Raw genomic sequence first — 25,410 nt, forward strand, 5'->3', positions numbered from 1 at the left:
CGTTTGTCAGGCGGCGCGGGCCGGGACGCGCTCGCGGCAGAGTGGATCCAGTGCCGCCTGGACTGCGCGGATGTCGGCGCCGACCGCGGTGGCCAGGACGCCCGGGCCGGCCAGCGGCATGACCGCGGCATCCGGGCCGGCGGCGGACGGCGGCGGCAGATCCGGGCCCGCGGCGATCAGCGTGCCGACCGCCCGGCCGCCGCCCAGCACCGCGGCGCCGTCCCAGCCCGGCGCGCCCGGGCCGACGGTGAGTTCGTGCCGGTAGAGGGTGACCCCGCCGTACCGGATCGTGGTGTCCGCCCGGACCGCCCCGGACGGCTCGTCGTGCCGGCCGCACACCAGGTCGTCGCGCCACAGCAGGGATCCGCCGGCGGCCACCTCCACCCGGGTGACCGCGACGTGGTCGCATCCGGCGGCGGCGATCAGCGGCTCCGGCAGCCAGCGCAACGTGCCACCGGCCGCCACCGTGGCGGTGATCGTCAGACGGGACGGCGGGCCGGGCCGGCCGGGCAGCGCCAGCGACGCGGCGACACTGAGCATCTCCAGCGCGGCGCCCGGGCCCACGGCGATGTCCAGCCGCAACTCGTCGCCGCGCAGCGGGCCGGCCGCCCCGCCGACCAGGTGCACCGTCATGCCGCCGGTCCGGGGGCCGGTCCGCCGCAGCAGCAGCGGCGACTCGCCGCGCAGGACCGCGAGCCGGGTGCCGCCGCGGCCGTCGGACTCCGCAACGACCTTCGCCTCCGCCCGCATGAACCGGCCGGGCGGCCTGTCCCCGATCTCCGGGGAAGCCGCCCGGCCGGCCGAGATGCCGAGGTCAGGCACCGGCGGGGGCGGTGCGGGCGGCGACCAGGCCGCGGATCCAGTCGGCGACCGGTGCGGCCTTCTTGTCCTCGGCCAGGGACAGGAACACCGTCGGCAGGTCGTGGCGGCGGGCCCGGGCGTCGCGGTCCATCACCGACAGGTCGGCGCCGACCAGCGGGGCCAGGTCGGTCTTGTTGATCACGAGCAGGTCGGCGGTGGTCACGCCGGGGCCGCCCTTGCGGGGGACCTTGTCGCCGCCGGCCACGTCGACCACGAAGATCTGCTGGTCGATCAGGCCCTTGCTGAACGTGGCGGTCAGGTTGTCGCCGCCGCTCTCCACCAGCACCAGGTCCAGCGGGCCGAGTGAGGCCTCGAGGTCCTCGACGGCGTCCAGGTTGGCGGAGATGTCGTCGCGGATCGCGGTGTGCGGGCAGCAGCCGGTCTCCACCGCGCGGACCCGCTCCTGCGGCAGCACGCCGTTGCGGAGCAGGAAGTCGGCGTCCTCGGTGGTGTAGATGTCGTTCGTCACCACCGCGAGCCGCAGTTCCTCGCCGAGGGCCCGGCACAGCGACGCGACCAGCGCGGTCTTGCCGGAGCCGACCGGCCCGCCGATACCGATCCGCAGGGCGCGCGGCCCGGCGTGCAGCGGCGCGTGCGGGTCGACACCCGGCTCGGGGTGCGTGTGGGGAACCTCATCAGGGCCGTGTTCGTGCGGTTCAGGATGCAAAGAGACGCACCTCCCAGGTGGCGTGGTGCTCGGCGCCGATGTCGAGCAGGGGAGCGCCCGCGGCCGGCAGATCGTCGACCGGGTCGCCGGAACGGGCCGCGGCGGCTGCCGCGATCCGGTCACATTCAGGAGCGAGCCGCGCCAGCAGCGCGTGTACCGCGTACGGGTCAAGGCCGAGAAGCCGGACCCCCGCGCTCGCCGAGCCGGTGATCGTGCCGTGCGCCGCGGCGACCGCCGCCTCCGCGGGCGTCAGCCCGGCCGCCGCGGCCAGGGCGCCCAGCGCGACCGGCTGATGGGGTTCCCGGCCGACGTCGGCGACCGGCCACATCGCCCGGCCGGCTCGCAGCAGCGCCCGGCCCTGGGCCCGCGACGCCTTCCGCAGCGCGGGTGACGGTGTCCGCGCGTCCAGGCCGGCGTCGAGTTCCGCGTGGCGCGTGACATCCGCGCAGGCCGCCGCCGCGAACGCCGCCGACACGAGCCCGCTGGTGGCGAGCTTCCCGCGGAGGAACCCGCCGAGGCCGCCGACGTCACGGACCCGCCCGGTGGCGATCTGCGGCTCCAGCCCGCCGGAGTGCGCGTGCCCACCGGAGGGCAGCCGCCCGTCCGCGACCAGCAGCAACGTGGCCAGGCTCATCAGAACAGGAAGTAGCGCTGGGCCATCGGGAGCACGTCGACCGGGTCGGGTTCGATGACCTGGCCGTCGATGCGTACCTCGAAGGTGTCGGCTTTGACCTCGATGTGGGGCATCGCGTCGTTCAGGGTCATGTCGGCCTTGCCCACCGAGCGGGTGTCGGCCACCGGCACCAGGGCCCGCTTGACGCCGATCCGGTCGCTGAGCAGGGCGTCGATGGCGGCCGGGGCGACGAAGGCCAGGGAGGTCTGTGCCGGGACCACCCCGTACGACCCGAACATCGGCCGCGGCAGCATCGGCTGCGGGGTGGGGATGGAGGCGTTCGCGTCGCCCATCTGCGCGTAGGCGATCATGCCGCCCTTGAGGACCAGCGCCGGGCGTACGCCGAAGAACGCCGGATCCCAGAGCACCAGGTCGGCGAGTTTCCCGGGTTCGACCGAGCCGACCTGCTCGGCCATGCCGTGCGCGATGGCGGGGCAGATGGTGTACTTCGCGACGTAGCGGCGGGCACGGTTGTTGTCGGCCGTGGTGTCGCCGGGCAGGGAGCCGACGCGGGCCTTCATCACGTGCGCGGTCTGCCAGGTACGGGTGACGACCTCCCCGACCCGCCCCATCGCCTGCGAGTCCGACCCGATCATCGAGATCGCCCCGAGGTCGTGCAGGTAGTCCTCGGCGGCCATGGTCGACGGCCGGATCCGGCTCTCGGCGAACGCCAGGTCCTCCGGCACCGCCGAGTTCAGGTGGTGGCAGACCATCAGCATGTCGAGGTGTTCGCTGAGGGTGTTGCGGGTGTACGGCCGGGTCGGGTTCGTCGACGACGGCAGGATGTTCGGTTGTGACGCCACGGTGATGATGTCCGGCGCGTGCCCGCCGCCGGCGCCCTCGGTGTGATAGGCGTGGATGGACCGCCCGGCGATGGCCCGCAGCGTCTCCTCGACGAACCCGGCCTCGTTCAGCGTGTCGGTGTGGATCGCCACCTGCACCCCGGACGCGTCGCACACCTTGAGGCAGGCGTCGATCGCGGCGGGCGTGGTGCCCCAGTCCTCGTGCAGCTTGAACCCGCCGGCGCCGCCGCGCAGCTGCTCCCACATGGACTCGGCGGACATCGTGTTGCCCTTGCCGAGCAGCAGCACGTTGATCGGCCAGGTGTCGATGGCCTCCAGCATCCGGGCGAGGTGCCAGGCGTTCGGGGTGACGGTGGTGGCCTTGGTGCCCTCGGCGGGCCCGGTGCCGCCGCCGATGATCGTGGTGATGCCGGAGGCGAGCGCGGTGTCCAGGATCGTCGGGCTGATCAGGTGGACGTGGCTGTCGATCGCGCCGGCCGTGAGGATCTTGCCGTTGCCGGCGATGATCTCGGTGCCCGCGCCGATGACCAGGTCCGGGTGCACACCGTCCATGGTGTCGGGGTTGCCGGCCTTGCCGATCGCGACGATCCGGCCGTCGCGGATGCCGACGTCGGCCTTGACGATGCCCCAGTGGTCGAGCACCACCACGCCGGTGATCACGGTGTCCGGGGTGCCCTCGGCGCGGGTGGCGCGGGACTGGCCCATGGATTCGCGGATCACCTTGCCGCCGCCGAAGACGACCTCGTCACCGGGGACCGGCCCGGCGCTGCGGTCCTCCTCGATCTCGATCAGCAGGTTGGTGTCGGCGAGCCGGATCCGGTCGCCCTTGGTCGGGCCGAGCAGCGCGGCGTAGCGACGGCGGTCCAGAGATGTCATCGGGGGCTCCCGTTGTGCTCGCCCTCACCGGTGTCCTCGTCGAGGGAGCCGGCCGGCTCGATGTCGGTGGGGTCGTGCGCCGGCGCCGGTGGGGTCCGGTCGAGCGGCCCGCCGGCCAGCCCGCGCAGGCCCGGCACGATCCGCCGGCCGGTGAACGCGACGAGCGTGACGTCCCGCGGGATGCCGGGTTCGAACCGGACGGACGTGCCGGCGGGGATGGCGAGCCGGTGGCCCCAGGCGGTGTCCCGGTCGAAGTCGAGGGCGGCGTTCGACTCGGCGAAGTGGAAGTGCGAGCCGACCTGGACCGGGCGGTCGCCGGTGTTGCGGACGGTCAGTGCGACAGTCGTACGCCCGGCGTTGATCTCGATGTCGCCCTCGCCGAAGAGGATCTCCCCGGGGATCACGAGATCGGCCCGTGCACGGTGACGAGTTTGGTGCCGTCCGGGAAGGTGGCTTCGACCTGCACCTCGGCCAGCATCTCCGGCACCCCTTCCAGGACGTCGTCGCGGGTGAGCACCCGGCGGCCGGCGTCCATCAGCTCGGCGACGGTCCGGCCGTCCCGCGCGCCTTCCAGCAGGAAGGCCGTGATGATCGCCGTGGCCTCGGGATAGTTGAGCTTCAGGCCGCGGTCGCGGCGACGCTGGGCGACGTCGGCCGCGACGTGGATGAGCAGGCGTTCCTGCTCGTGCTGGCTGAGGAACAAAGGGACCTCCTGATCGCGCCCGGGAATGCTGTCAGGTGGAAGTTTCGGACGTGTAACCCCTCTGTGATCAAAACACTCTCGCGGCGACTCCGTCGATCAAAAGGTCCACGGCCAGGGCGAAACCGGTGTCGTCGGCGCCCATCAGGCGGTGCATGGTCCCGTTGACCTCGGTGTGCAGCAGGCCGCCGACCAGGGCGACCAGGACCGCGCCGGTGCGCTCGACCTCGGGTTCGGGCAGGCCGGCGCCGCGCAGCACGGTGCAGAGGGCCCGCCACATCGGGCCGTCACGCTGGATGAAGTCGTCGCCGGCGAACGCGTACCGGATGAGGTGGCGGTGGGCGAGGCTGAGGGTGCGGAACTCGTACGCCAGTTGCCGCAGTTGATCCTGCCAGGGCCCGTCGGAGACCGTGACGTGTCTCGCTCCGTCGGTCACCAGGCGGGTGACGCCGTCCAGCAGCGCGGCCTTGTTCTCCACGTGGTGGTAGATCGACATCGGATTGACGCCCAGGTCAGCGGCGAGCTTGCGCATGCTGAGCGACTCGACCCCGTCGGCGTCGATGAGTCTCAGGGCGGTTTCGAGGATCACGTCCCTTGTCAAACGTTGATCGCCTGAGTTCCCGGTTTCAGCCATACGCCGTATGGTAGCTGCCATACACCGTATGGCTGAGGAGGATCACCTCGTGACCGCCGCGATTCCGACCCCCCGCGGACTGCCCGTCGTCGGCAACGGCCTGCAGGTTCCGGTGGAGGGCACCCACCGGTTCTTCGCCGACCTGGCCGCGCAGCACCCGGGCGGCCTGTTCAAGCTCAACCTGGCCGGCCGGCACGTCGTCTTCGTCTACGACCCCGACCTGGTCGCCGAGGTCTGCGACGAGACCCGCTTCTACAAGCCGATCGACCCGCCGCTCGCGCACGTCCGTGACTTCGCCGGCGACGGCCTCTTCACCGCCCGCGAGGAGGAGGAGGTGTGGGGCCAGGCGCACCGCATCCTGCTGCCCGCTTTCAGTCAGCGGTCGATGAAGGCGTACTTCCCGCAGATGCTGGAGATCGCCACCAACCTGACCGGCGCCTGGTCGCGGCGTTCCGAGGTGGACGTCTCCGACGACATGACCCGGCTCGCCCTGGACACCATCACGCTCGCCGGGTTCGGCAGGCGGTTCGAGTCCTTCGAACAGGCCGAGCTGCACCCGTTCCTGCAGGCCATGGGCAACGCGCTGACCGAGGCGATGAACCGGACCCGCCAGCTGCCGGTCGTCACCGGCCTGAAGAAGAAGGCCGGCGCGGCGTACCAGGCCGACATCGCCGTCATGCAGGACACCGTGGACGAGGTGATCCGGGCCCGCCGCGCCTCCGGGGAGAAGCTGAACGACCTGCTCGGGCTGATGCTGGAGGCGTCCGACCCGGTCACCGGCGGGCGGCTGTCCGACGAGAACATCCGCAACCAGGTCCTCACCTTCCTGATCGCCGGGCACGAGACGACCAGCGGCACGCTCTCGTTCGCCCTGCACCACCTGATGCGCAACCCGCACGTGCTGGCCCAGGCGTACGCCGAGGTGGACCGGCTCCTGCCGGGTGACACCGTGCCCACCTACGAGCTGATCATGAAGCTGGACGTGATCCCGCGGATCCTCGACGAGACGCTGCGGCTGCACTCGCCGATCACCGCGATCGGCCTGGCCGCACGGTCCGCGACGCTGCTGGGCGGCCGCTACCCCATCGCGGCGGACCAGAAGGTCGCCGTCGTCCTCCGGCCGCTGCACACCCATCCGTCGGCCTGGGCCGATCCGGAGACCTTCGACATCGACCGGTGGCTGCCGGAGGCCAAGGCCGGGCACCACCCGCACGCGTACAAGCCGTTCGGCAACGGCGAGCGCGCCTGCATCGGCCGCCAGTTCGCGCTCACCGAGGCCCGGCTCGCGCTCGCCATGCTGCTGCAGCGGTTCGCGATCTCCGACCCGGCCGGGCACCGGCTGCACATCAAGCAGACCCTGACCATCAAACCGGACGGCTTCCGGTTGCGGGTCCGCCCGCGGCACGAGCACGAGCGGATCGCGGCGGGTCCCGGTCTGCCGGACGCCGCGGCGTCCGAGGTGGCCGAGGTCCAGGCTTCGGGGGTACGGCTCCGCGTCGCCTACGGCTCCAACCTGGGCACCTCCGAGGACCTCGCCCAGCAGGTCGCCGACCGGGCCCGCCGGTCCGGGTTCGACGTGACCGTGCAGACCCTCGACGAGCTGGCCGCCGACCTGCCCGGGGACGGGCTGCTGACGGTCGTCACGTCCAGCTACAACGGCAAGGCGCCGGACAACGCGCAGGCCTTCGACGACCTGGAGATCCCGGCCGGGAAACTGGCCGGGGTGCGGTACGCGGTGCTCGGGAACGGCAACACCCAATGGGCCACGTACCAGGCGTACCCCAAGCGGGTGTCCGAAAAGCTCGCCGCGGCCGGGGCGACGGCGCTGGTGGACCGCGGTGAGACGGACGCGTCCGGCGACTTCGACGGGATGGCGTCGGCCTGGCTGAACGGGCTGTGGTCGGCGCTGGCCACCGAGTTCGGCGCCGCCGCGCCGGCCGGGACGGGCGGCCCGCGGTACAGCGTCGAGGTGCTCGGCGAGGACCAGATCCGGCCCGCCGTCGTGTCCGCCCAGGCCCGCCCGGTCACCGTCGTGTCGGTGCGGGAGCTGGTCGGCGACCCCACCGGGTTGTGGGACTTCTCCCGGGAGGCGCCCCGGCCGGGCGTCAAGGCGATCACGGTACGGCTCCCGTGCGGTGTCTCCTACTCCGCCGGCGATCACCTGGCCGTCTACGCCAAGAACGACCCGGAACTCGTCGACTGGGCCCTGCACACCCTGCGGATCTCCCGTGACCTGGTGATCCGTCTCGGACAGGACGGTGAGCGGCCGTCCGGACTGCCGATCGGCGTGCCGGTCACCGCCGGGCTGCTCCTGACCGACTTCGTGGAGCTGCAGGAACCGGCCACCCGTACCCAGATCGCGGTCCTCGCAGAGCACACCCAGTGCCCGTGGACGACCCGGCAGCTCGGCGCGTGGACGTCGGCGCCGGACGCGTACGCCGACGAGATCCTCGCGAAGCGGGTGTCGGTGCTGTCCCTGCTCGAACGGTTCCCGGCGATCGAACTGCCGTTCGGCGTGTTCCTGGAACTGGTCGGCACGATCAGACCGCGGTTCTACTCGATCTCGTCCTCGCCGCGGGTCGACCCGTCCCTCGTGACGATCACGGTCGGGCTGGTGGACGGGCCGTCCCGCGCCGGGAACGGCAGGTACCGCGGCATGTGCTCGCAGTACCTGGCACGGCTGACGCCCGGCGACGTGTTCTACGGTCACGTGCGGGTGCCGGCGCCGCCGTTCCGGATGCCGGCCGACCCCGCCACCCCGATGATCCTGATCGGACCCGGGACCGGGTTCGCCCCGCTGCGCGGCTTCCTGCAGGAACGGGCCCTGGAGCCGTCGGCCGGGCCGGTCACGCTGTTCTACGGCTGCCGGCACCCGGAGCACGACTGGCTCTACCGCGACGAGGTCCGGCAGTGGGCGGCGGACCGGGTGACCGATCTGCACGTGGCGTTCTCGGCGGTTCCGTCTCACCCGTACCGGTTCGTCCAGGAAGCCCTCGCCGCGCAGGGCGACGCCGTGTGGGAACTGCTGGAACAGGGCGGGCACATCTACCTGTGCGGTGACGGGGCGCGGATGGCGCCGGCGGTCCGGGCCGAGCTGTACGCGATCTTCCGCCGTCACACCGGCGGCACCGCGGAGCAGGCGGAGACGTGGTTGCGGTCCCTGGAGGCGGCCGGCCGTTACCAGCAAGACGTCTTCGCCTGACCGGTCCAGCCGGGGCTCTTGTCCGGCTGGACCTCTCGTCCCGCCGGGTTTCTTGCTCGGCCGGGCTTCTCGCTCGGCCGGGCTTCTTGCTCGGCCGGGCTTCTCGCTCGGCCGGGCCTCTTGCTCGGCCGGGCTTTCGCTCAGCTGGGCGGGGGGCCTGAGTCGTCGGATTCCTCCTCGTCGGGCGGCTCGATCGGCGGTTTCTCCGAGATGGACTCGGAGGCGGAGCCGCCCGGCTTCGGTTCCGCCGGCGGACGGATGCGGGTGCGGGTGGCGGTCCTCGGCGGGTTCTTCCTGGTGGTGACGGGGGCCGTCCGCGTCGGTGACGGGGTCACCGACGCCGTCGGGACCGGCGCGCCCGAGAAGGACGCGGGCGCCACCGGCGACGACGGAGCCGGGAACCAGCCGAACGGGTCCATGAGACCGATCGCCGCCCCCGTGCCGGCGAGCACCACGAGCGCCGCCACCAGTAACGGGAGCCAGGGCGCCGGGCGCCGGGCCGGCCCGGGGAACGGGTCGGCGGGCGGCGGCCCCGGCGGCTGCCACGGCCGCGGCGCGGGAATCGGCGTGTGCGGGATCGGGTCTTGACGGGCGAGCGGCGCGGTGACGACCTCGGTGGCGAGCGGCGCGCCGGCCCCGGCGCCCGCCGCTCCGGTTGCGGCCGCCGCCATCGCCGCGGCCGACGGCGGCCGGTCCGCCGGATCCTTCGCGAGCGCGCGTTCCACCAGGACACGGACCGCCGGGGGAACCGTCGCGGGCAGCGGCGCCGGCTCCTCGGTGACGTGCCGCAGCGCGATGGCGACCGCGTCGGCCCCGGTGAACGGCGGCTCCCCGGTGAGGCAGTGGTAGGCGACGGCGCCCAGCGCGTACACATCGGCGGCCGGGCCGATGGTCTGCTTGGTGACCTGCTCCGGCGCCATGTAGCAGGCGGTGCCGATGATGTTGTGGGCGCCGGTCAGGGTCTCCGAGGTGGCCGAACGGGCCACCCCGAAATCGACGAGCACCACATTCCCGTCCGGCTCGATGATCAGATTGCCCGGGGTGACGTCCCGGTGCACGATCCCGGCCTGATGTGCCGCGTGCAGCGCCCGGGCGGCCTGCGCCACGACCGACATCGTCTCGGCCGGTGGCAGCGGCCCGCGGTCGGCCAGCCGGCGGCTCAGGGACTCGCCGTCGATCCGGGCCATCACCAGGTAGGCGCCGGCGGGGGTGGCGCCGTAGTCGTACACCGCCGCGATCCCGGGATGCCGCAACGCCGCCATGGTCCGCGCCTCGTGCTCGAACCGCCGCTGGAAGCTCGCCTCCGCGGCCGGCCCCGCCCGCAGCAGTTTCACCGCGACGGTCCGCCCCAGCACGGTGTCCGTGCCCCGCCAGACCTCACCCATGCCACCGGAGGCGATCAGCTCGTCCAGCCGGTATCGCCCGCCCAGCGACTCTCCCGCGTCGGGCATGCCCGAAGCTTACGGGCCATCCGCCACGCTCGATGCCTTCAACCCCGTCCGGCTGATTGTCAGGGCTGTCTCCCGCGGGTCGAGACAGCCCTGACGGCCAGCCGGACAAACCGGTCATCCGGCTTCGTTCTCGGCTCCTTCGTTCTCGTTCTCCTCCGGCTCGCCGGTCTCCTCGCCGCCCGGCGCAGGCTCCGTCGCGGGCGGCGCGCTGGTCGCCGTCCCGGTGCCGGTCGTCGCGCCACCGGCCGGCGCGGTCGTGGCGGGAGCCGTGGTCGCGGCCGGCCTGCTCGTCGCCGGGGCCGCCGGACGGGTCGTGGGATTCGTCTTCGCGGGCTGCGTGGTCTCCGGGCGGTCCCGGTCGTCGCCGCCGGCCGCCTTCCCGGTCTTCTCCGGGCCGGCGGACCGCGGCCCGGACACCACCGGAGCAGCCGGAACACTCGTCGACGGCTTCGGATCCTCCGCGAACAGCCCCAGCGACGACGCGAGCACGAACCCACCCAGCCCGAGCGCGGCGACCGCCACCAGTACGACCACCGGCAGCAGCCATCGAGGTCTGCCCTCTGCCGCCCTCCGTTCTGGCGCTACCTGAGCACCGAGCCCGCGGATCCCCGCCGCGCCGACTCCGACCCCGGCCGCGGCGGCCCCGGTTCGATCCTGGTCGCCGTCGGGCACGAGACCGAACGTTCTGTTCGGGGTGTTGTTGGCTGCGCCGGTTGCGGTTTGGTCCGGGTTGGCGTCGGGCGCGAGACCGAACGTTCTGTCCGGGGTGCTGTCGGCCGCGCCGGCTCCGGGCCGGTCCGTCGGGGTGGGAAGGGCGGCGGTGGCGTCAGGTGGGGTAGCGGTGAGTTCCGGATCGGACGCCGTCGCTTCCGGGGCGAGACTGTCGGAGAAGGAGTCGTCAGCGACAGGGATTCCGGCGATGCCGAACCAGGGCGCGCCGGCCTTGGTCGCAGCCAGCCCTTCCGACCCGGCGCCGAGGGGCCCGGTGACGGGCGGGACGGCGTCGAGCGCGCCGGATGTGGCGCCCGGTTCGGAGACTGCCGCGTCGGCGGCGTCGGCCATGGCGCCCGCGGAGGCGAACCGGGCCGCCGGGTCCTTGGACAGCGCGGTCCGGACCAGGGCACGGACCGGGTCCGGCACGTCGTCCGGCAGCGGTGGCGGCTCGTCCTCGATGTGCTGGAGGGCGACCGCGATCGGGTTGTCGCCGTGGAACGGGGGACGGCCGGCGAGGCAGTGGTAGGCGAGGGCGCCGAGCGCGTACACGTCGGCGGCCGGGCCGGTCTGTTGCCGGGTGACCTGTTCCGGGGCGATGTAGAGGGCGGTGCCGACGACTTCGCGGGCGCCGGTGACGGTGCCGGAGTGGGCGGAGCGGGCGACGCCGAAGTCGACGAGGACGACCGTACCGTCCGGTTCGATCAGCAGGTTTCCGGGTTTGACGTCGCGGTGCACGATGCCGGCGGTGTGTGCGGCCTCCAGGGCGCGGGCGGCCTGCGCGACGACCGACATGGTCTCGCCGGGGGTGAGCCGGCCGCGGCTCGCCAGCACCTGGTTGAGGGGTTGGCCGTCGACGCGGGCCATCACCAGGTACGCGTCCTCGTTGCCGGTGCTGCCGAAGTCGTAGACGGGGACGACACCGGAGTGCCGCAGCGCGGCGAGGGCGCGGGCCTCGTGCCGGAACCGGCGCTGGAAGCCGGGGTCGGTGGCCCGGTCGGCGAGCAGGGTCTTGACGGCGACGGCCCGGTCGAGCACGGTGTCCGTCGCCTGCCAGACCTCGCCCATGCCGCCCGCGGCGATGCGATCGTCCAGCCGATAACGTCCGCCGAGCAGCTCTCCGGGAGAAGACATGGATGTCCCTCTACCCCGGAGAGCGCCGGGCTATCCTCAGGCGCCGGTGTAGAGGACGGCGTCGATCTCGATGTCGAAGCCGACCAGGGCGACCGGGATGGTGGTGCGGACCGGCAGGTGGTCGCCCTTGATGTATTCCCGGTAGATCTCGTTCATCTCCGGGAAGTCGCCGAAGTCGCGCAGGTAGACACCGATCCGGACGGCGTCGTCCAGGCTGGATCCGGCGGCCTCGGCGACGGCTGCCAGGTTGCGGAACGCCGCGTGCGCCTGCTCGGCGAAGGTGCCGGTCACCCGGGTGCCGTCGGGCAGCGCGGGGATCGCCCCGGCCAGGTAGATGGTGTCGCCGGCGACGACGGCGTGCGAGTACGGGCCACCGGCCGGCGCCGCCTTGTCGGTGATCACAGCGCGCTTGGGCATGAGGTCTCTCCTAGGAAACGGTTCGTGGGAACTGTTCGGCCAGCCCGTCCGCCTCCACCAGGGGTGCGGTGAGCAGGGCACGGATGTCGCGTTCACGCCGGGCCAGGGCGGCGTGTTGCGCGTCGGTGAGGGGGATCCACGGCGCCGGCGGGGCGGGCAGCCGCGGGGTGAGGGGACGGCCGGCGACGTACGTGGCCTCGTTGACCAGCCGGACCGGCGAGGTGCGGGTCTGCCGGTGTGCGTCGACGACGGTGAACGGCTCCGCCCGTACCTCGAAGATCGCGAAATCGGCGGGGTCGCCGACCGCGAGCGTGCCGCCGGGCAGGCCCAGCGCCCGCGCCGGGTGTGTGGTGACCGCCGCGACCACGTCGGGCAGCGGCACGCCGGCCGCGAGGAGTTTCGCCATCGTGGTGGGCAGGTCGAAGACCGGGCCGTGCAGGGAGCGGGCGTGCAGGTCGGTGGAGACGGTGTACGGCGGGAGCCCGGCGTCGAGCTGTGCTTCGAGGACGTCGAAGGCGAACCCGCCGGAGCCGTGGCCGAGGTCGAGCAGCACGCCCCGGTCGGCGGCGGCGCGGACGGCCGGGCCGAGCGGGGCCGCGATGCCGCTGGCGCAGTGGGTGACCAGGTCACCGGGCCGGAGCAGGTCGAGGACCTCGTCGAGGGTGGGCGGCGCGGTGCCGATGTGGACCATCACCGGCACGCCGCAGGCTTCCGCGGCGGCGATCCCGCGGCGGAGCGGCTCGACCCCGTTGGCGCCGACGGTCTCCCGGTCGATGCGCACCTTGACGCCGTGGAACAGGTCACGGTTGCCCTGGATCGCGTCGACGGCCAGCGGCACGTCGCAGTTGGCCAGGTCGCGGCTCTCCCCGGTGCGGCCGGCGAGGCCGACGGCGGAGATGTTGAGCAGCGCGCGGACCCGTACCGATGCGGTCTCGGCGACCCGGCGCAGCCCGGCCACCGTGTAGGCGCCCGCCGAGCCGGCGTCGACCCAGGTGGTGACGCCGGAGTACCAGGCGATCGGGTCGGGGTCGATGCCCCAGTAGCCGGGGCCGACGTGGGTGTGCACGTCGATCAGGCCGGGGGTGAGGAGACGGCCGGTGACGTCGAGGATCCGGTGGGCGTCGCGGGGCAGATCCGGTCCGGTCGCGGCGATGCGGCCGCCCTGGATCGCCAGGTCGCCGGATTCCGAACCGGTCAGCAGCAGGTCCCAGGTCATCGGGCGGTCTCCAGCGCTCCGGCGATGGCGAGCCGGTAGAGGCGGGTGGGGCGGCCCTTGCGATGTTCCTGGGCGCTGCCGGTCTCCTCGACCAGGCCGGCGGCGGTGAGTTTGCGGATCAGGCGGCGGCCGCTGGGGTCGGTGATGCCGAGGGTGCGGGCGAGTTCGCCGGGGGAGAGGGGGCGGCCTTCCAGGCTCTTCTCGATGGCGGCGAGCCGGGAGAGGGTGGCCGCGCTGAGCCCGGCCCGGACGGCGAGTTGTTCCAGGCCGCCGTGTTCCCGGTAGGAGTAGGTGAGCGGTGTCCCGGTCGCGCTCATCGGGCCGATCGTCATCCCGTCGGCGGTGAAGAGGTACGCGGCGGGGTCGTCGTCCTGTTCGGCCCGGGCCGCCGCCCGCTCGGCGAGGGTGACGCTGAGCCGGGCCGATCCGCCGATGCCGAAGCCGGCGACGGCCCGGACGCCGAGGGTGTCGCGGGCCTCGGCGAGCACCGGCAGCCCCACCCACTGGTGGGTGACGGTCTCGAAGAGGGCGGCCGGGGCGAACACCAGCACGCCGCGGCTGCCCCGGTGGTCGATCCAGGCGTCGGCGAACTCGGGGGTGTTGAGCAGCAGGTGCTGCAGGCCGACCCGGGCGCGGTCCAGTCCGGGGCCGGCCTCGGGGCGGCCGACGAGGAACAGGCCGGCGGCGAAGCGCTGCCCGTCGGCCCGCTTGTTGCGGATCCGCAGGGCGAGTTCGTGCAGGTCGGCGCGGATGGTGCCGGGGGTGGCCAGGGCGTGCAGGACGGCGGTCCGCCCGTCGAGGGCGGCGGCGACGCCCATCCGGCCGCTGATCACGTACGGCGCTCCGGTCCGGTCCAGGTGCGCCCGGTGGAAGTCGATCACCTCGCTGACCGGCTGGTCCGCGTCGAACGGCAGCGCCGCGATCGCGGTCCGGTCCAGGCCGAGCGCGGCGGCCACCTCGTCGATCGTCTCGCCGGCGAACGTGTCGACGCTGACCGGGGTGGCGGGCCAGCCGTTGCCGCGGGCCCGGGCCCAGGCCAGCGCCAGGTCGAGGGCGGCCGAGCGGGTGACGGTGAACGGCAGGTCGGCGGGGATCATGTCGCGGGCCCGGGCGTACGGCACCAGGCCGAGCAGCAGACCGTCCGGGCGGTGCTCGCGCAGCAGGCCGGCGACCCGGTCGCGGATCTCGTCCTCGCGGTCGTAGACCGCCCAGGCGAACTCGACGCCGGTGAGCGTGCTCGCCGCGTCGGCGAACCGTGCCCGGTGACCGGCGTGCACCACCAATCCGATCACCATGTCGCCGCCTGTTCTCAAGTGGTTCGTTAATCGCCTCGTAGCGTGGCCGACACGGGGCCCCCGGTCAAGTGGAAATTGGGTCTTGACGACGGCTTATTCAAGCAGCACGCTGAGGCGCACTTAAACGAACCATTAACGAACCTAGTTCGTATGGAGTGTGCGTATGAGACTGCGACTCGCGGCAGCCGCCGCCCTCGCTGTGACGATGACCGCGTGTGCCCCGTCCACCTCCGCCCCGGCGACCACCGCCGCCGACGGCGGCCCGAAGACCGGCGCCCTGAAGGTCTGGCTGTTCGACGAGCCGAACCGGGCCCCGAAGGAGGCCGTGGTCAAGGAGGCGATCACCGAGTTCACCGCCGCCCACCCGGACACCTCGGTCGACGTGCAGTACATCCCGGTGGACACCCGCAGCGAGCGGTTCAAGGGCGCCTTCAACGACCCGGCCAGCGCGCCGGACGTCGTCGAGTACGGCAACACCGACCTCCCCGAGTACGCCGTCGCCGGTGGCCTCGCCGACCTGGGCCCGGCCGTGTCCGGCTGGTCCGAGGGCGCCGACCTGACCGCCGACGCCAAGGCCAGCGCCACCTACCAGGGCACTCTGCTCGGCGTCCCGTGGTACCTCGGCGTCCGGGCGCTGTACTACCGCACCGACGTGTTCACCGAGCTGGGCCTGAAGCCGCCGGCCACCCTGGCCGAACTGGCCACCACCGCCAAGACGATCCGGGCGAAGAAGCCGGAGATGTTCGGGGTCGCGGTCGGCGGCAAGTACACCTTCGGGGCGCTGCCGTTCGTGTGGGCCAACGGCGGTGACATCACCGACATCGACTCGGCGCCGTCGCGGGCGGGACTGACGGCGTACACCGGCCTGATCGCCGCGGACAACTGCCCGCCGCAGAACTGCGCCGACCTGACCGGCGGCAAGACCGTCGAGCTGTTCGCCAGCGGCAAGGCCGCGATGGGCATCCTCGGCAACTTCAACCGCGCGGCGGTCGACGCCGGCGCGGCGAAGGGCAAGTACGCGGTCGTGCCGCTGCCCGGTCTCACCGCGGGCTCGGTCGCCCCGGCGTTCGCCGGCGGCAACAACCTCGGCATCATGAAGAACGCCCAGCGCCCGGCCCTGGCCGCGGACTTCCTGACGCTGCTGGCCGGCAGGAAGTACCAGGCGAAGATGTACGACGCGATGGGCAACCTGCCGACCCTGAAGTCCGCCAGCGACGAGATCGCCGCCAAGGACACGTTCGTCAAGCCGTTCATCGACACGATCGGCGCCGGCACGAAGTTCGTCCCGCTGAACCCGGGCTGGGGCAAGATCGACGCCTCCGCGGTGCTGCCCACGATGATCCAGAAGGTGGCCACCGGCAAGGCGACCGTCGACGAGGCCACCACCGAGGCCGCCAAGCTGATCGACGAGGCCCTTCAGAAGTGAGCCGAGCACGCACCACCCGGGCACCACTGTGGCTGCTCCTGCCGGCCGCGGTGGTGCTCGGCGGTCTCTTCCTCTACCCGATGTACCAGCTCGGCCTGCTCTCCGTCCTGGACTTCACCCAGGCCCAGGTGAGCGGCGGCCAGCCGACCCGGTTCGTCGGCGCGGAGAACTACACCCGGCTGTTCGGCGACGCCCGGTTCTGGTCGGTGCTCGGCGCGACGGTGCTGTTCGCCGCCGCCTGCGTGGTGGCCACCCTGGCCGTCGGCGCCGGGCTCGCGGTCCTGCTGACCAGGGTGAGCCGGATCCCGCGGCTGCTGCTGTCGCTGGCCGCGCTGGCCGCGTGGGCGGTCCCGGCGGTGTCCGGCTCGACCACCTGGATGTTCCTGTTCGACACCGACCTGGGGTTCGTCAACCAGCTGTTCGGCATCGAGGGCTTCAACTGGATGTACGACAGGTACACCGCGTTCGGCCTGGTCGGCGCGGTGGTGGTGTGGGCGTCGTTCCCGTTCGTGATGGTCACCCTGTACGCCGGGATCGAGGCCATCCCGAAGTCCGTGCTGGAGGCGGCGTCCCTGGACGGGGCGGGCGCCTGGCGCACCTTCTGGCGGATCATGGTGCCGATGCTGCGGCCGGTCCTGGCGATCGTGGTCATCCAGTCGATCATCTGGGACTTCAAGGTCTTCACCCAGGTCTACGTGATGACCCACGGCGGCGGCCTGGCCGGCCAGAACCTCACCCTCAACGTGTACGCCTACCAGCAGGCCTTCGCCTCCAGCGAGTACGGCCGGGGCGCCGCGATCGGCGTGGTCATGATGCTGATCCTGCTGGCCGTCACGCTCGTCTACCTCAGGGCCCTGCGCCGATCGGGGGAACAACTGTGAGACTCGGCCGCAGGCTGCTCGACACGGCAGCCGTACTGATCGCCCTGATCACGATCTTCCCGATCTACTGGATGGTCCTCGCCGCGGTGAAACCGGCCGGCGAGATCCAGTCCCTGAACCAGAGGCCGTGGACGCTCGCGCCGTCGCTGGACGCGTTCCGCCGGGTTCTCGCGGTCAACGACTTCGGGCGTTACCTGCTCAACAGCGTCCTGGTCGCGCTCGCCGTGGTGCTGATCTCCGGGCTGATCGCGTTCCTCGCCGCCGTCGCGCTGACCCGCTTCAGGTTCAGGTTCCGCACCACCATCCTGGTGACCTTCCTGATCGCCCAGATGGTGCCGATCGAGGCCCTCACGATTCCGCTGTTCTTCCTGGTCCGTGACATCGGCACGGCGGTCCCCGGGATCGGCCTGAACACGCTCGGGTCGCTGGTGCTGGTGCACACCGCGTTCACGCTGCCGTTCGCGATCTGGATGCTGCGCGGTTTCGTGGGCGGGATCCCCGACGAGCTCGACGAGGCGGCGCAACTCGACGGCGCGAGCCGGTTCACCGTGCTGTGGCGGATCCTGCTGCCGCTGGTCGCCCCGGGACTGGCTGCCACCAGCGTGTTCTCGTTCATCCACGCGTGGAACGACTTCCTGTTCGCGCGTACCTTCATCATCAGCGAGGCCGACCACCAGACCCTCCCGATGGCGCTGCTGGTCTTCTTCAAACCCGACGAGAACGACTGGGGTGCGATCATGGCGGCGTCGACGCTGATGACCGTACCGGTGCTGATCTTCTTCATGGTGGTGCGCCGGCGGCTGGTGGCCGGGCTCGGCGGGGCGGTGAAGGATTGATGATCCCTCAACCCCTTGCGGTGGTACGGGCGGAGCACGGCACCGTGACCGTCCGGCCCGATGACGTGCGCGCCCGGATCGACCCGGCGCTGCCCCGCGAGGGCTACGTCCTGGACTGTGCTTCGGGTGGCGTCGAGCTGACCGGAGGTTCCGCGGCCGGTCTCTTCTACGGCCACCAGACCCTGCGCCGGCTGCTGCCCGTGGACGCCGTCGAGGGCGAGATCGCGCGGGTACGGATCGAGGACGCGCCCCGGTTCGGCTGGCGGGGTGTGCTGCTCGACGTGGCGCGCCACTTCATGCCGGTGCACGACGTGCTCCGGTTCGTCGACCTGCTGGCCTTCCACAAGCTCAACGTGCTGCACCTGCACCTCACCGACGACCAGGGCTGGCGTGTCGAGGTGCCGGGATGGCCGCGCCTGACCTCGACCGGGGCCTGGCGGGCCGAGAGCATGCTGGGCTCCCGGATCCACCACCGGTACGACGGCCGGCCCCACGGCGGCTTCTACACCACCGCCGACCTGCGCCGGATCGTCGCGTATGCGGCCGAACGGCACATCACCGTGGTGCCCGAGGTCGACATGCCCGGGCACATGCAGGCGGCGATCGCGGCGTACCCGGAACTCGGCAACGGCTTCACCGGGCCGGTCCGGACCGGCTGGGGGATCTCCGAGCACGTGCTCAACCTGGAACCGGCCACCCTGGACTTCTGCCGGCAGGTCCTCGACCACGTCTGCGACGTCTTCCCGTCCGAGCTGATCGGCATCGGCGGCGACGAGTGCCCGACCGTGGAGTGGCCCGGCGGCCGGGAGCTGCAGGTCGCGTTCACCGCCGAGATGGCCGCGCACCTGGCGACCCGGGGCCGCCGGATCTACGGCTGGGACGAGATCCTCGCCGGCGGCGCCCCGCCCGGCGCGGTGATCGCCGCCTGGCGCGGCACCGAACCGACATTGATCGCCGCGCGGGCCGGGCACCAGGTCGTCGCCTGCCCGGACGTGCGGCTCTACCTCGACTACCGGCAGTCCGAGCACCCGGACGAGCCGACTCCCGTCGGGACCCTGCTGACCCTCCAGGACGTGTACGCGTACGAGCCACCCGCCGACCCCCTCGTCATCGGCGCGCAGGCGAACATCTGGACCGAGCACATGGAGTCGCTGCGGCGCGTCGAGTACATGGCGTTCCCCCGGCTGTGCGCGTTCGCCGAAGTGGTGTGGGGGCCCGCCGAGCGCGACTTCGCCGACTTCTCCGCCCGGCTTCCGGGACATCTGGAACGCCTCGACGCGCTCGGGGTGAACTACCGGCCGCTGTCCGGGCCACGGCCGTGGGACGCCCGGCCGGACGCGCCGGGCTTCCCCCGTACCCTCGAAGATCGTCTCGCCGAACTCCACGAGATGACAGCGGACCTGCGGTGACCGTCCCAAGACCGCGTGTTGAGTTCGGCCGTCATGCGCGCCTCAACTCAACACGCTGGGGGTGTGCGGTTCGGTGTGTTGAGTTCGGCCGTCATGCGCGCCTCAACTCAACACGCGGGAAGCAGTGGGGCCAGTCGCTGCGCCAGGCGGAGCGGGCGGCCGGTGACCGCGCCGTCGCCCTCGAACGTCCACACCTCGGAGAGCACCGCCTGCACGAAACCCCAGGCCAGCACCCGCTCCTCCGGCATGCCGAGACCGTCGGCGAGCTGCTCGATCCGGGCCTCCGCGAGATGCAGGACGGTGTCGTCGGCGGCCTCCGGATCCGGGTTGTAGAGCAGCGCGCCGATCTCGTACCCCGGATCGCCGACCACGCCGTGCGGGTCGATCGCCAGCCACGGCTCCCGCTCCGCCGCGAGCACGTTGTCGTGGTGCAGGTCGCCGTGCAGCACCACCCGCTCGGCCGCGCTCGCGCACAACTCGGTGAACAGGCTCGCCGCCCGCTCGACGAGAACCCGGGGCATCGGATCGTCGCCGGGGAAGCGCGCCAGGTAGCCCCGGAACGAGGCGATCCGCCCGGACAGCTCGGGCAGCGCCACCCCGGCCGGCGCCGGCCGGTGCAGCCGCCGCATCATCGCGATCAGGGCGGCGGTCGCCTCCTCGTCCCGGTCCGGCACCAGGTCACGCAGCTGCGTCCCGGGCCGGGCCTCCTCCAGCAGCAGGGCGCCCCGGGCGTCGTCGCGGGCCAGCACCTCGACCGCGCCGCGCCCGGCGAAACACTCCAGCGCCGTCGCCTCGTCCGCCAGGTGGGCGGCCTCCGGCACGCCCAGCTTGAGCACCGCCGTCGTGCCGTCCGCCCGGCGCACCCGGCCCACCCAGTTCATGCTCAACGGCAGCGGCCCGGCCGGTTCCAGCGCCCAGTCCCGCATCACCTCGTCGCGTACCCGCGGCAGCCGGGCCAGCCAGCGGCGGCCGTCGTCACCCCAGCAGTTCTCGACGGTCTGAGTGAAGGTGTCCGGAAGCATGACGTCCGTTATAGAAGACTCTCTCCACGAGAAGGGGACCGGTGTGACCATCGACTGGCGCAGCAAGGGGTTCTGGCAGCCGGACGGCTCGCGGAGCGCGGCCGAGATCGCCGCCGGGCGGCCGGGCATCTTCGGCGGTGACTTCACCTGGCCGCTGCTGACCGTCCGGCAGGCCGCCGTGGAGGCGAACATCGCGACCATGGCCGCGTACTGCCGGCGGCACGGGTTCGACTTCGCGCCGCACGCCAAGACCACGATGGCGCCGGGACTCCTCGACGCCCAGATGCGGGCCGGGGCCTGGGGCATGACCGTGGCCACGCCCAACCAGGCGCTGGTGATGCGGCGGCTCGGGATCGACCGGGTGCTGATCGCCAACGAGATCCTCGACCCGGTGGCCCTGCGCTGGCTCGCGGGGGAGAGCGCCGCCGGGTGGGAGGTGTACTTCCAGGCCGACTCCGTCGCCGGGGTGGACGCGGCCGCCGCGACGGGTGGGCCGCTGCGGCTCCTGGTCGAGCTGGGGCATGCGGGTGGGCGTACCGGTGTGCGGGGTCTCGACGAGCTGGAGACGGTGGCACGGGCCGTCCACGCGGCGCCCGGGCTGGAACTCGCCGGAGTCACCGGGTACGAGGGCCAACTGCATGATCAGGACGAGGTCGACGCGTTCCTGGACGAACTGGTCGCCGGAGTGGCGCGGCTCGCCGGGGCCGGGCTGCTGCCGGACCGGCCGATCGTGTCGGCCGGTGGCAGCGCCTGGTTCGACCGGGTCGCCGGCCGGTTCACCGCCATCGGCGTCCCGGCGCGGCTGATCCTGCGCAGCGGCGCCTCGGTCACCCACGACGACGGGTTCTACCGGGAGAAGACCCCGTTCCTGCGGGTGCCCGGGGAGGGGCCGCTCGCGGCGGCGCTGGAGATCTGGGCGCAGGTCCTGTCCGTGCCGGAGCCGGGCCTCGCGCTGGCCGGGATGGGCAAGCGGGACGCCCCGTTCGACGAGGGCCTGCCGGTGCCGATGGAGATCCGCCGCGGGGACGGGACCGTGGAACCGGCCACCGGGCTGGCGGTGACCAAGCTGAACGACCATCACACGTACCTCGCCGTCGATGGTGTCGCTCTCGCGCCCGGTGACCTGATCCGGTTCGGCATCTCGCACCCCTGCACCGCCTTCGACAAGTGGCGGGACATCCCGGTGGTCGACGAGGACCGGCACGTCGTGGACGTGCTGCACACCTACTTCTGAGGCGGTTCCACCAGCAGCCGGGCGTACTCCGCCATCGACGTGCGGTACTGCGGCAGGTGGCGGGCCAGCGCGCCGACCGCGACGGAGACCGCCTCCCGCTCCCGGCCCACGTCGGTGAGCGCCAGCGCGAGGACGGTCTTCACCGCGTCGTCCAGGTGGTCGGAGCCGGCGGCCAGCTCGGCGGTGAGCAGGGTGACGCTCTCCGCCGAACGGTCCACCAGGCGCAGCGTGCTCGCCAGCTGGATGACCGCCTGCCGGCGGCGCTCCCCGCCGAGACCGTCGGCGAGCGCCTGCCGATAGAGCGCCACGGCCTGCTCGGGAAGGTCGGTGGCGTCGAAGGCCGACGCCCGCTCGAAGGCGCCGATCGGATCCCCGGCCGGCAACTCCGCGACCAGGTCGTCGATCGCCCGCCGTACCTCCGCAGGGGTCAGCCCGTCGAAGCCGTCCCAGACCGCGGCCAGCCGCTTCTCCCACTCCGCTGTGCTCACCGGGGAAGCCTCGCAGACCCGCCGTGACCCGGAAAAGCGGATGTGACGATCGACTACCGCCTGCCAGACTGCCGGCCGTGAAGACGTTGACGTTGTGGCGGCCGACCGGGCCGAACGAGCTCGCCCTGGTCCGGGACAGCGGCTGGCGGCGCTGGCCGCCGCGGCTGCCGGACCAGCCGATCTTCTACCCGGTGCTGAACGAGGAGTACGCGACGATGATCGCCCGGGACTGGAACGTCCCGGCGTCCGGCGTGGGGTACGTGACCCGGTTCGAGGTCGACGCCGCGTTCGCCGGGCGGTACCCGGTACGCCAGGCCGGCGGCGACTCCATCCTGGAGCTGTGGGTGCCCGCCGAGGAGCTCGAGGAGTTCAACGACCACATCGTCGGCCCGATCGAGGTGGTCAGCGAGTTCCGCTGAGCCGCAGTGCCCCGGGCGGGGGATGGCCCACTCGATCAATGAAGTTTACGTTGATTGAGCGCTTTACCCGCTGCGCCCTTGGAGTCCGTCATGTCGGCTTTTCCTGGTGCTCACTCCCCGCTGCCCCAGCGCCGCCCCGGCGCCCCGCCCCAGGAGGGGCCCACCGAGCCGCTCGGGGCGCTCCTGCCGACCAGCGCGCCACCGCCCGAGCAGGAACCCGCCCCGGTTGCCGAACCGCGCCGGACCGGAGCCCGGGCGGCGCTGGTGATCAGCGTCGTCGCGCTGCTCACCGCCGCGGCGGCCGGACTCCTCTCGTGGCGCACGTTCCGGACGGTCACGGCGCTCCGGCCGGTTCCGGCGCCGTCGGCACCGATGCCGGAACGGGCCCGGCAACCCGAGCCGGTCACCTACCCGGTCTCCTACGCCAAGGAGCCGTTGCGGCTCGACCTGGCGTGCGCGGCGGTCGTACACCTGGACCTGGACGAACCCCGGGCCGACGCCGCCGAAAGCCTGGCCGACCTCCGCTACGAGAGCCGGTGCGGCAGCCTGCCGCCCCGGTTGAGCCTCGGCGCCGGAGCCGCCGGCGGCAGCCGCCAGGCCGGCGCCGACAGCGACGCGGAAGCCTGCGAACGGGCCATCCGCACCAGCCCGCTCGGGCGCGGGCTCGAGGTCGAGGTCCGCAAGGGCGCCGCGCTCTGCGTACGGACCGCCGCCGTGCCGGCCGAACTGGTGCTCGTGGAGATCATCGACGTCGGCAGTTCCGGCACCGCGGGCCTGCGCGCGACCTCCTGGCGGGTGCCCAAGTAGATATGCGGTGGCCGGGGCACGGGGTGCTCCTGACAGAATGTCGGGTGCGCCCCGCGAACCCTGTTAGGAGACGTTTCCGTGATCCGTACCCATGACGCCGGCACTCTGCGCGCGAGCGACGCCGGCACGACGGTGACGCTCGCCGGGTGGGTCGCGCGCCGGCGCGACCACGGCGGTGTCATCTTCGTCGACCTTCGTGACGCCTCCGGCGTGGTGCAGGTCGTGTTCCGCGAGGAGGACGCGCACGCGCTGCGCAACGAGTTCTGCGTGAAGGTCGTCGGCGAGGTCAGCGCCCGCCCGGCCGGCAACGAGAACCCGGAGCTGGCCACCGGCGCGATCGAGGTCGTCGCCAGCGAGCTGACCGTGCTCTCCGAGGCGGCCCCGCTGCCGCTGCCGGTCGACGACACGATCACCGCCTCCGACGACCTCCGCCTCAAGTACCGCTACCTGGACCTGCGCCGTTCCGGCCCGGCGAAGGCGCTGCGCCTGCGCAGTCGCGCCAACCAGATCGCCCGCGAGATCCTGCACGCGCACGACTTCAACGAGATCGAGACGCCGACGCTGACGCGCTCGACCCCGGAGGGCGCCCGCGACTTCCTGGTCCCGGTCCGGCTCCAGCCCGGCACCTGGTACGCCCTGCCGCAGTCCCCGCAGCTGTTCAAGCAGCTGCTGATGGTCGCCGGCATGGAGCGGTACTACCAGATCGCCCGCTGCTACCGCGACGAGGACTTCCGCGCCGACCGCCAGCCGGAGTTCACCCAGCTCGACATCGAGATGTCGTTCGTCACCCAGGACGACATCATCGCGCTCGGCGAGGAGATCGTCGCCAAGCTGTGGAGCGAGCTCGCCGACTACCAGGTGCAGCTGCCGATCCCGCGGATCACCTGGACCGACGCGATGAACCGCTACGGCTCCGACAAGCCCGACCTGCGGTACGGGGTCGAGCTGGTCGAGCTGACCGAATACCTGCGCGGCACCGCGTTCCGGGTGTTCGCCGGCGCGATCGACGCAGGCGGCTACGTCGGCGCCGTCGTCATGCCGGGTGGCGCCTCGCAGACCCGCAAGGAGCTGGACGGCTGGCAGGACTGGGCGAAGGCGCGCGGCGCCCGCGGCCTGGCCTACGTGGTGCTCGACGCCGAGACCGGCGAGCCCAAGGGCCCGGTCGCCAAGAACCTGTCGCCCGAGCACCTGTCCGGCCTGGCCGACGCCGTCGGCGCCAAGCCCGGCGACGCGGTGTTCTTCGCCGCCGCCACGGAGCGCCGGGAAGCGCAGGAGCTGCTCGGCGCGGCCCGGATCGAGATCGCCAAGCGGGCCAAGCTGATCGACGAGTCGGCCTGGGCGTTCTGCTGGGTCGTCGACGCGCCGATGTTCGAGAAGACCGAGGAGGGTGGCTGGCACGCGGTGCACCACCCGTTCACGTCGCCGAACGAGGAGTGGGAGGCACGCTTCGAGGAGGCGCCCGACCAGGCCCTGGCGTACGCGTACGACATCGTCGTCAACGGCAACGAGATCGGCGGCGGCTCCGTCCGTATCCACCGCGGCGACGTGCAGAGCCGGGTCTTCGACCTGCTCGGCATCTCCGCGGAGGAGGCCGAGGACAAGTTCGGCTTCCTGCTGGAGGCGTTCAAGTACGGCCCGCCGCCGCACGCCGGCATCGCGCTCGGCTGGGACCGGACCTGCATGCTGCTCAGCGGCAACGAGTCGATCCGTGAGGTCATCGCCTTCCCGAAGACCCGCGGCGGCTTCGACCCGCTGACCACCGCGCCGACCCCGATCACCGCGCAGCAGCGGCTCGAGGCCGGCATCGACGCCAAGCCGAAGGCGGCAGCCGGGACGCCCGGCACCGACGGCCAGGCGGCGCCGGTCCAGCACTCGAACTGACGATCGCCGAAAGCCGGTTTCCGGGAACGCTCCCGGAAGCCGGCTTTCGGCGTTTCAGAACGACGGCCATCCGGGTATCAGCCAGTTCACAGGCTCTCAAACACCCCCCGGAGGAATTGATGCTCGCCATCGCCGCCGCCGTCGTTTTCGGCATCTCGCTCATCATCGACCTGCTCAACACCAACTTCGGCGCCCCCGCGCTGTTCAACGTGCCGACCCTGACGACGATCGGCCTGCTGCTCCTGGCCCTGTACCTGGCCGGTGTGGGCAGCGGCCCGCGCGCCTCGTCGGGCACCGGCTCCGGCCGTCGCTTCTACGGCCGCCGTCCGGGCCGCGGCTGACCTTTTCCTCTCCGGCCCGACCCCGC

The 25,410-nt window shown here is 72.6% G+C and carries 24 protein-coding genes; 10 read left to right on the top strand and 14 right to left on the bottom strand.

What is annotated here, in order from left to right; genetic code table 11:
• Positions 1-6 precede the first annotated feature (6 nt).
• From ACZ3II_RS24865 to ACZ3II_RS24895, 7 genes are all read right to left on the bottom strand, one after another.
• Positions 7-822: an urease accessory protein UreD gene (locus ACZ3II_RS24865; RefSeq protein ID WP_465520112.1), complete on the bottom strand. Its 816-nt coding sequence runs from the start codon at positions 820-822 to the stop codon at positions 7-9.
• Entirely contained in the window at positions 815-1,528 is a 714-nt protein-coding gene (gene ureG, locus ACZ3II_RS24870) for an urease accessory protein UreG (protein WP_465520113.1), read from the bottom strand. Before ureG ends, ACZ3II_RS24865 begins: the two co-directional genes overlap by 8 nt.
• On the bottom strand, positions 1,518-2,162 hold the full coding sequence (locus ACZ3II_RS24875; protein WP_465520114.1) for an urease accessory protein UreF: 645 nt from the start codon (positions 2,160-2,162) through the stop codon (positions 1,518-1,520). The genes ureG and ACZ3II_RS24875 overlap by 11 nt, the downstream gene beginning before the upstream one ends.
• Positions 2,162-3,880, bottom strand: a complete 1,719-nt coding sequence (locus tag ACZ3II_RS24880; protein ID WP_465520115.1) for an urease subunit alpha — start codon at positions 3,878-3,880, stop codon at positions 2,162-2,164. The genes ACZ3II_RS24875 and ACZ3II_RS24880 overlap by 1 nt, the downstream gene beginning before the upstream one ends.
• Positions 3,877-4,284, bottom strand: coding sequence for an urease subunit beta (locus tag ACZ3II_RS24885; protein ID WP_465520116.1), 408 nt, complete (start codon positions 4,282-4,284; stop codon positions 3,877-3,879). The genes ACZ3II_RS24880 and ACZ3II_RS24885 overlap by 4 nt, the downstream gene beginning before the upstream one ends.
• A complete protein-coding gene (locus ACZ3II_RS24890; protein WP_465520117.1) occupies positions 4,281-4,583 on the bottom strand; it encodes an urease subunit gamma in 303 nt (100 codons plus the stop codon). Before ACZ3II_RS24890 ends, ACZ3II_RS24885 begins: the two co-directional genes overlap by 4 nt.
• A 67-nt stretch (positions 4,584-4,650) precedes the next feature.
• Positions 4,651-5,169, bottom strand: coding sequence for a TetR/AcrR family transcriptional regulator (locus ACZ3II_RS24895; RefSeq protein WP_465520118.1), 519 nt, complete (start codon positions 5,167-5,169; stop codon positions 4,651-4,653).
• Positions 5,170-5,263: 94 nt separating this feature from the next.
• Here ACZ3II_RS24895 and ACZ3II_RS24900 point away from each other — a divergent pair, with 94 nt between their 5' ends.
• A complete protein-coding gene (locus ACZ3II_RS24900) occupies positions 5,264-8,416 on the top strand; it encodes a bifunctional cytochrome P450/NADPH--P450 reductase (RefSeq protein WP_465520119.1) in 3,153 nt (1,050 codons plus the stop codon).
• Between the two features lie 140 nt (positions 8,417-8,556).
• Here ACZ3II_RS24900 and ACZ3II_RS24905 read toward each other — a convergent pair whose 3' ends face one another.
• The 5 genes from ACZ3II_RS24905 to ACZ3II_RS24925 all read right to left on the bottom strand — a co-directional run bounded on the left by ACZ3II_RS24905 (position 8,557) and on the right by ACZ3II_RS24925 (position 14,640).
• Complete coding sequence (locus ACZ3II_RS24905; RefSeq protein ID WP_465520120.1) at positions 8,557-9,867, bottom strand: serine/threonine-protein kinase; 1,311 nt, start codon at positions 9,865-9,867, stop codon at positions 8,557-8,559.
• A gap of 114 nt (positions 9,868-9,981) precedes the next feature.
• On the bottom strand, positions 9,982-11,712 hold the full coding sequence (locus ACZ3II_RS24910) for a serine/threonine-protein kinase (protein ID WP_465520121.1): 1,731 nt from the start codon (positions 11,710-11,712) through the stop codon (positions 9,982-9,984).
• Between the two features lie 36 nt (positions 11,713-11,748).
• The gene (locus tag ACZ3II_RS24915; RefSeq protein WP_465520122.1) at positions 11,749-12,129 is read right to left on the bottom strand and encodes a RidA family protein; all 381 of its coding nucleotides are present in this window, start codon (positions 12,127-12,129) and stop codon (positions 11,749-11,751) included.
• 10 nt (positions 12,130-12,139) lie between these two features.
• A complete protein-coding gene (locus tag ACZ3II_RS24920; RefSeq protein WP_465520123.1) occupies positions 12,140-13,345 on the bottom strand; it encodes an amidohydrolase family protein in 1,206 nt (401 codons plus the stop codon).
• Positions 13,342-14,640, bottom strand: coding sequence for a helix-turn-helix domain-containing protein (locus tag ACZ3II_RS24925; RefSeq protein WP_465520124.1), 1,299 nt, complete (start codon positions 14,638-14,640; stop codon positions 13,342-13,344). Before ACZ3II_RS24925 ends, ACZ3II_RS24920 begins: the two co-directional genes overlap by 4 nt.
• Before the next feature lie 163 nt (positions 14,641-14,803).
• On the opposite strand from ACZ3II_RS24925, the gene ACZ3II_RS24930 reads away from it, so the two are divergent.
• From ACZ3II_RS24930 to ACZ3II_RS24945, 4 genes are read left to right on the top strand one after another with little or no spacing between them, the layout of a single operon-like run.
• A complete protein-coding gene (locus tag ACZ3II_RS24930; protein WP_465520125.1) occupies positions 14,804-16,066 on the top strand; it encodes an extracellular solute-binding protein in 1,263 nt (420 codons plus the stop codon).
• Positions 16,063-16,947 carry a carbohydrate ABC transporter permease gene (locus ACZ3II_RS24935; protein ID WP_465520126.1) on the top strand — a complete coding sequence of 295 codons (885 nt, stop codon included), beginning with the start codon at positions 16,063-16,065 and terminating at the stop codon, positions 16,945-16,947. Before ACZ3II_RS24930 ends, ACZ3II_RS24935 begins: the two co-directional genes overlap by 4 nt.
• Positions 16,944-17,783, top strand: coding sequence for a carbohydrate ABC transporter permease (locus tag ACZ3II_RS24940; RefSeq protein WP_465520127.1), 840 nt, complete (start codon positions 16,944-16,946; stop codon positions 17,781-17,783). The genes ACZ3II_RS24935 and ACZ3II_RS24940 overlap by 4 nt, the downstream gene beginning before the upstream one ends.
• Positions 17,783-19,192, top strand: coding sequence for a beta-N-acetylhexosaminidase (locus ACZ3II_RS24945; protein WP_465520128.1), 1,410 nt, complete (start codon positions 17,783-17,785; stop codon positions 19,190-19,192). The genes ACZ3II_RS24940 and ACZ3II_RS24945 overlap by 1 nt, the downstream gene beginning before the upstream one ends.
• A gap of 107 nt (positions 19,193-19,299) precedes the next feature.
• On the opposite strand, the gene ACZ3II_RS24950 is transcribed toward ACZ3II_RS24945, so the two are convergent.
• Positions 19,300-20,214 carry an aminoglycoside phosphotransferase family protein gene (locus tag ACZ3II_RS24950; protein WP_465520129.1) on the bottom strand — a complete coding sequence of 305 codons (915 nt, stop codon included), beginning with the start codon at positions 20,212-20,214 and terminating at the stop codon, positions 19,300-19,302.
• 43 nt (positions 20,215-20,257) lie between these two features.
• Here ACZ3II_RS24950 and ACZ3II_RS24955 point away from each other — a divergent pair, with 43 nt between their 5' ends.
• The gene (locus ACZ3II_RS24955) at positions 20,258-21,448 is read left to right on the top strand and encodes an alanine racemase (protein WP_465520130.1); all 1,191 of its coding nucleotides are present in this window, start codon (positions 20,258-20,260) and stop codon (positions 21,446-21,448) included.
• On the opposite strand, the gene ACZ3II_RS24960 is transcribed toward ACZ3II_RS24955, so the two are convergent.
• Positions 21,439-21,936: a tetratricopeptide repeat protein gene (locus ACZ3II_RS24960; protein ID WP_465520131.1), complete on the bottom strand. Its 498-nt coding sequence runs from the start codon at positions 21,934-21,936 to the stop codon at positions 21,439-21,441. The genes ACZ3II_RS24955 and ACZ3II_RS24960 overlap by 10 nt on opposite strands.
• Before the next feature lie 77 nt (positions 21,937-22,013).
• Between ACZ3II_RS24960 and ACZ3II_RS24965 the strand changes: the two genes are divergently transcribed.
• From ACZ3II_RS24965 to ACZ3II_RS24980, 4 genes are all read left to right on the top strand, one after another.
• Positions 22,014-22,355, top strand: a complete 342-nt coding sequence (locus ACZ3II_RS24965; protein ID WP_465520132.1) for a hypothetical protein — start codon at positions 22,014-22,016, stop codon at positions 22,353-22,355.
• A gap of 90 nt (positions 22,356-22,445) precedes the next feature.
• Complete coding sequence (locus ACZ3II_RS24970; RefSeq protein WP_465520133.1) at positions 22,446-23,162, top strand: hypothetical protein; 717 nt, start codon at positions 22,446-22,448, stop codon at positions 23,160-23,162.
• Between the two features lie 78 nt (positions 23,163-23,240).
• Positions 23,241-25,043: an aspartate--tRNA ligase gene (aspS, locus tag ACZ3II_RS24975; RefSeq protein WP_465520134.1), complete on the top strand. Its 1,803-nt coding sequence runs from the start codon at positions 23,241-23,243 to the stop codon at positions 25,041-25,043.
• Between the two features lie 119 nt (positions 25,044-25,162).
• Entirely contained in the window at positions 25,163-25,384 is a 222-nt protein-coding gene (locus ACZ3II_RS24980; protein WP_465520135.1) for a hypothetical protein, read from the top strand.
• Positions 25,385-25,410: the final 26 nt, after the last annotated feature.

Source organism: Actinoplanes sp. NPDC019969 (genome assembly GCF_055562375.1).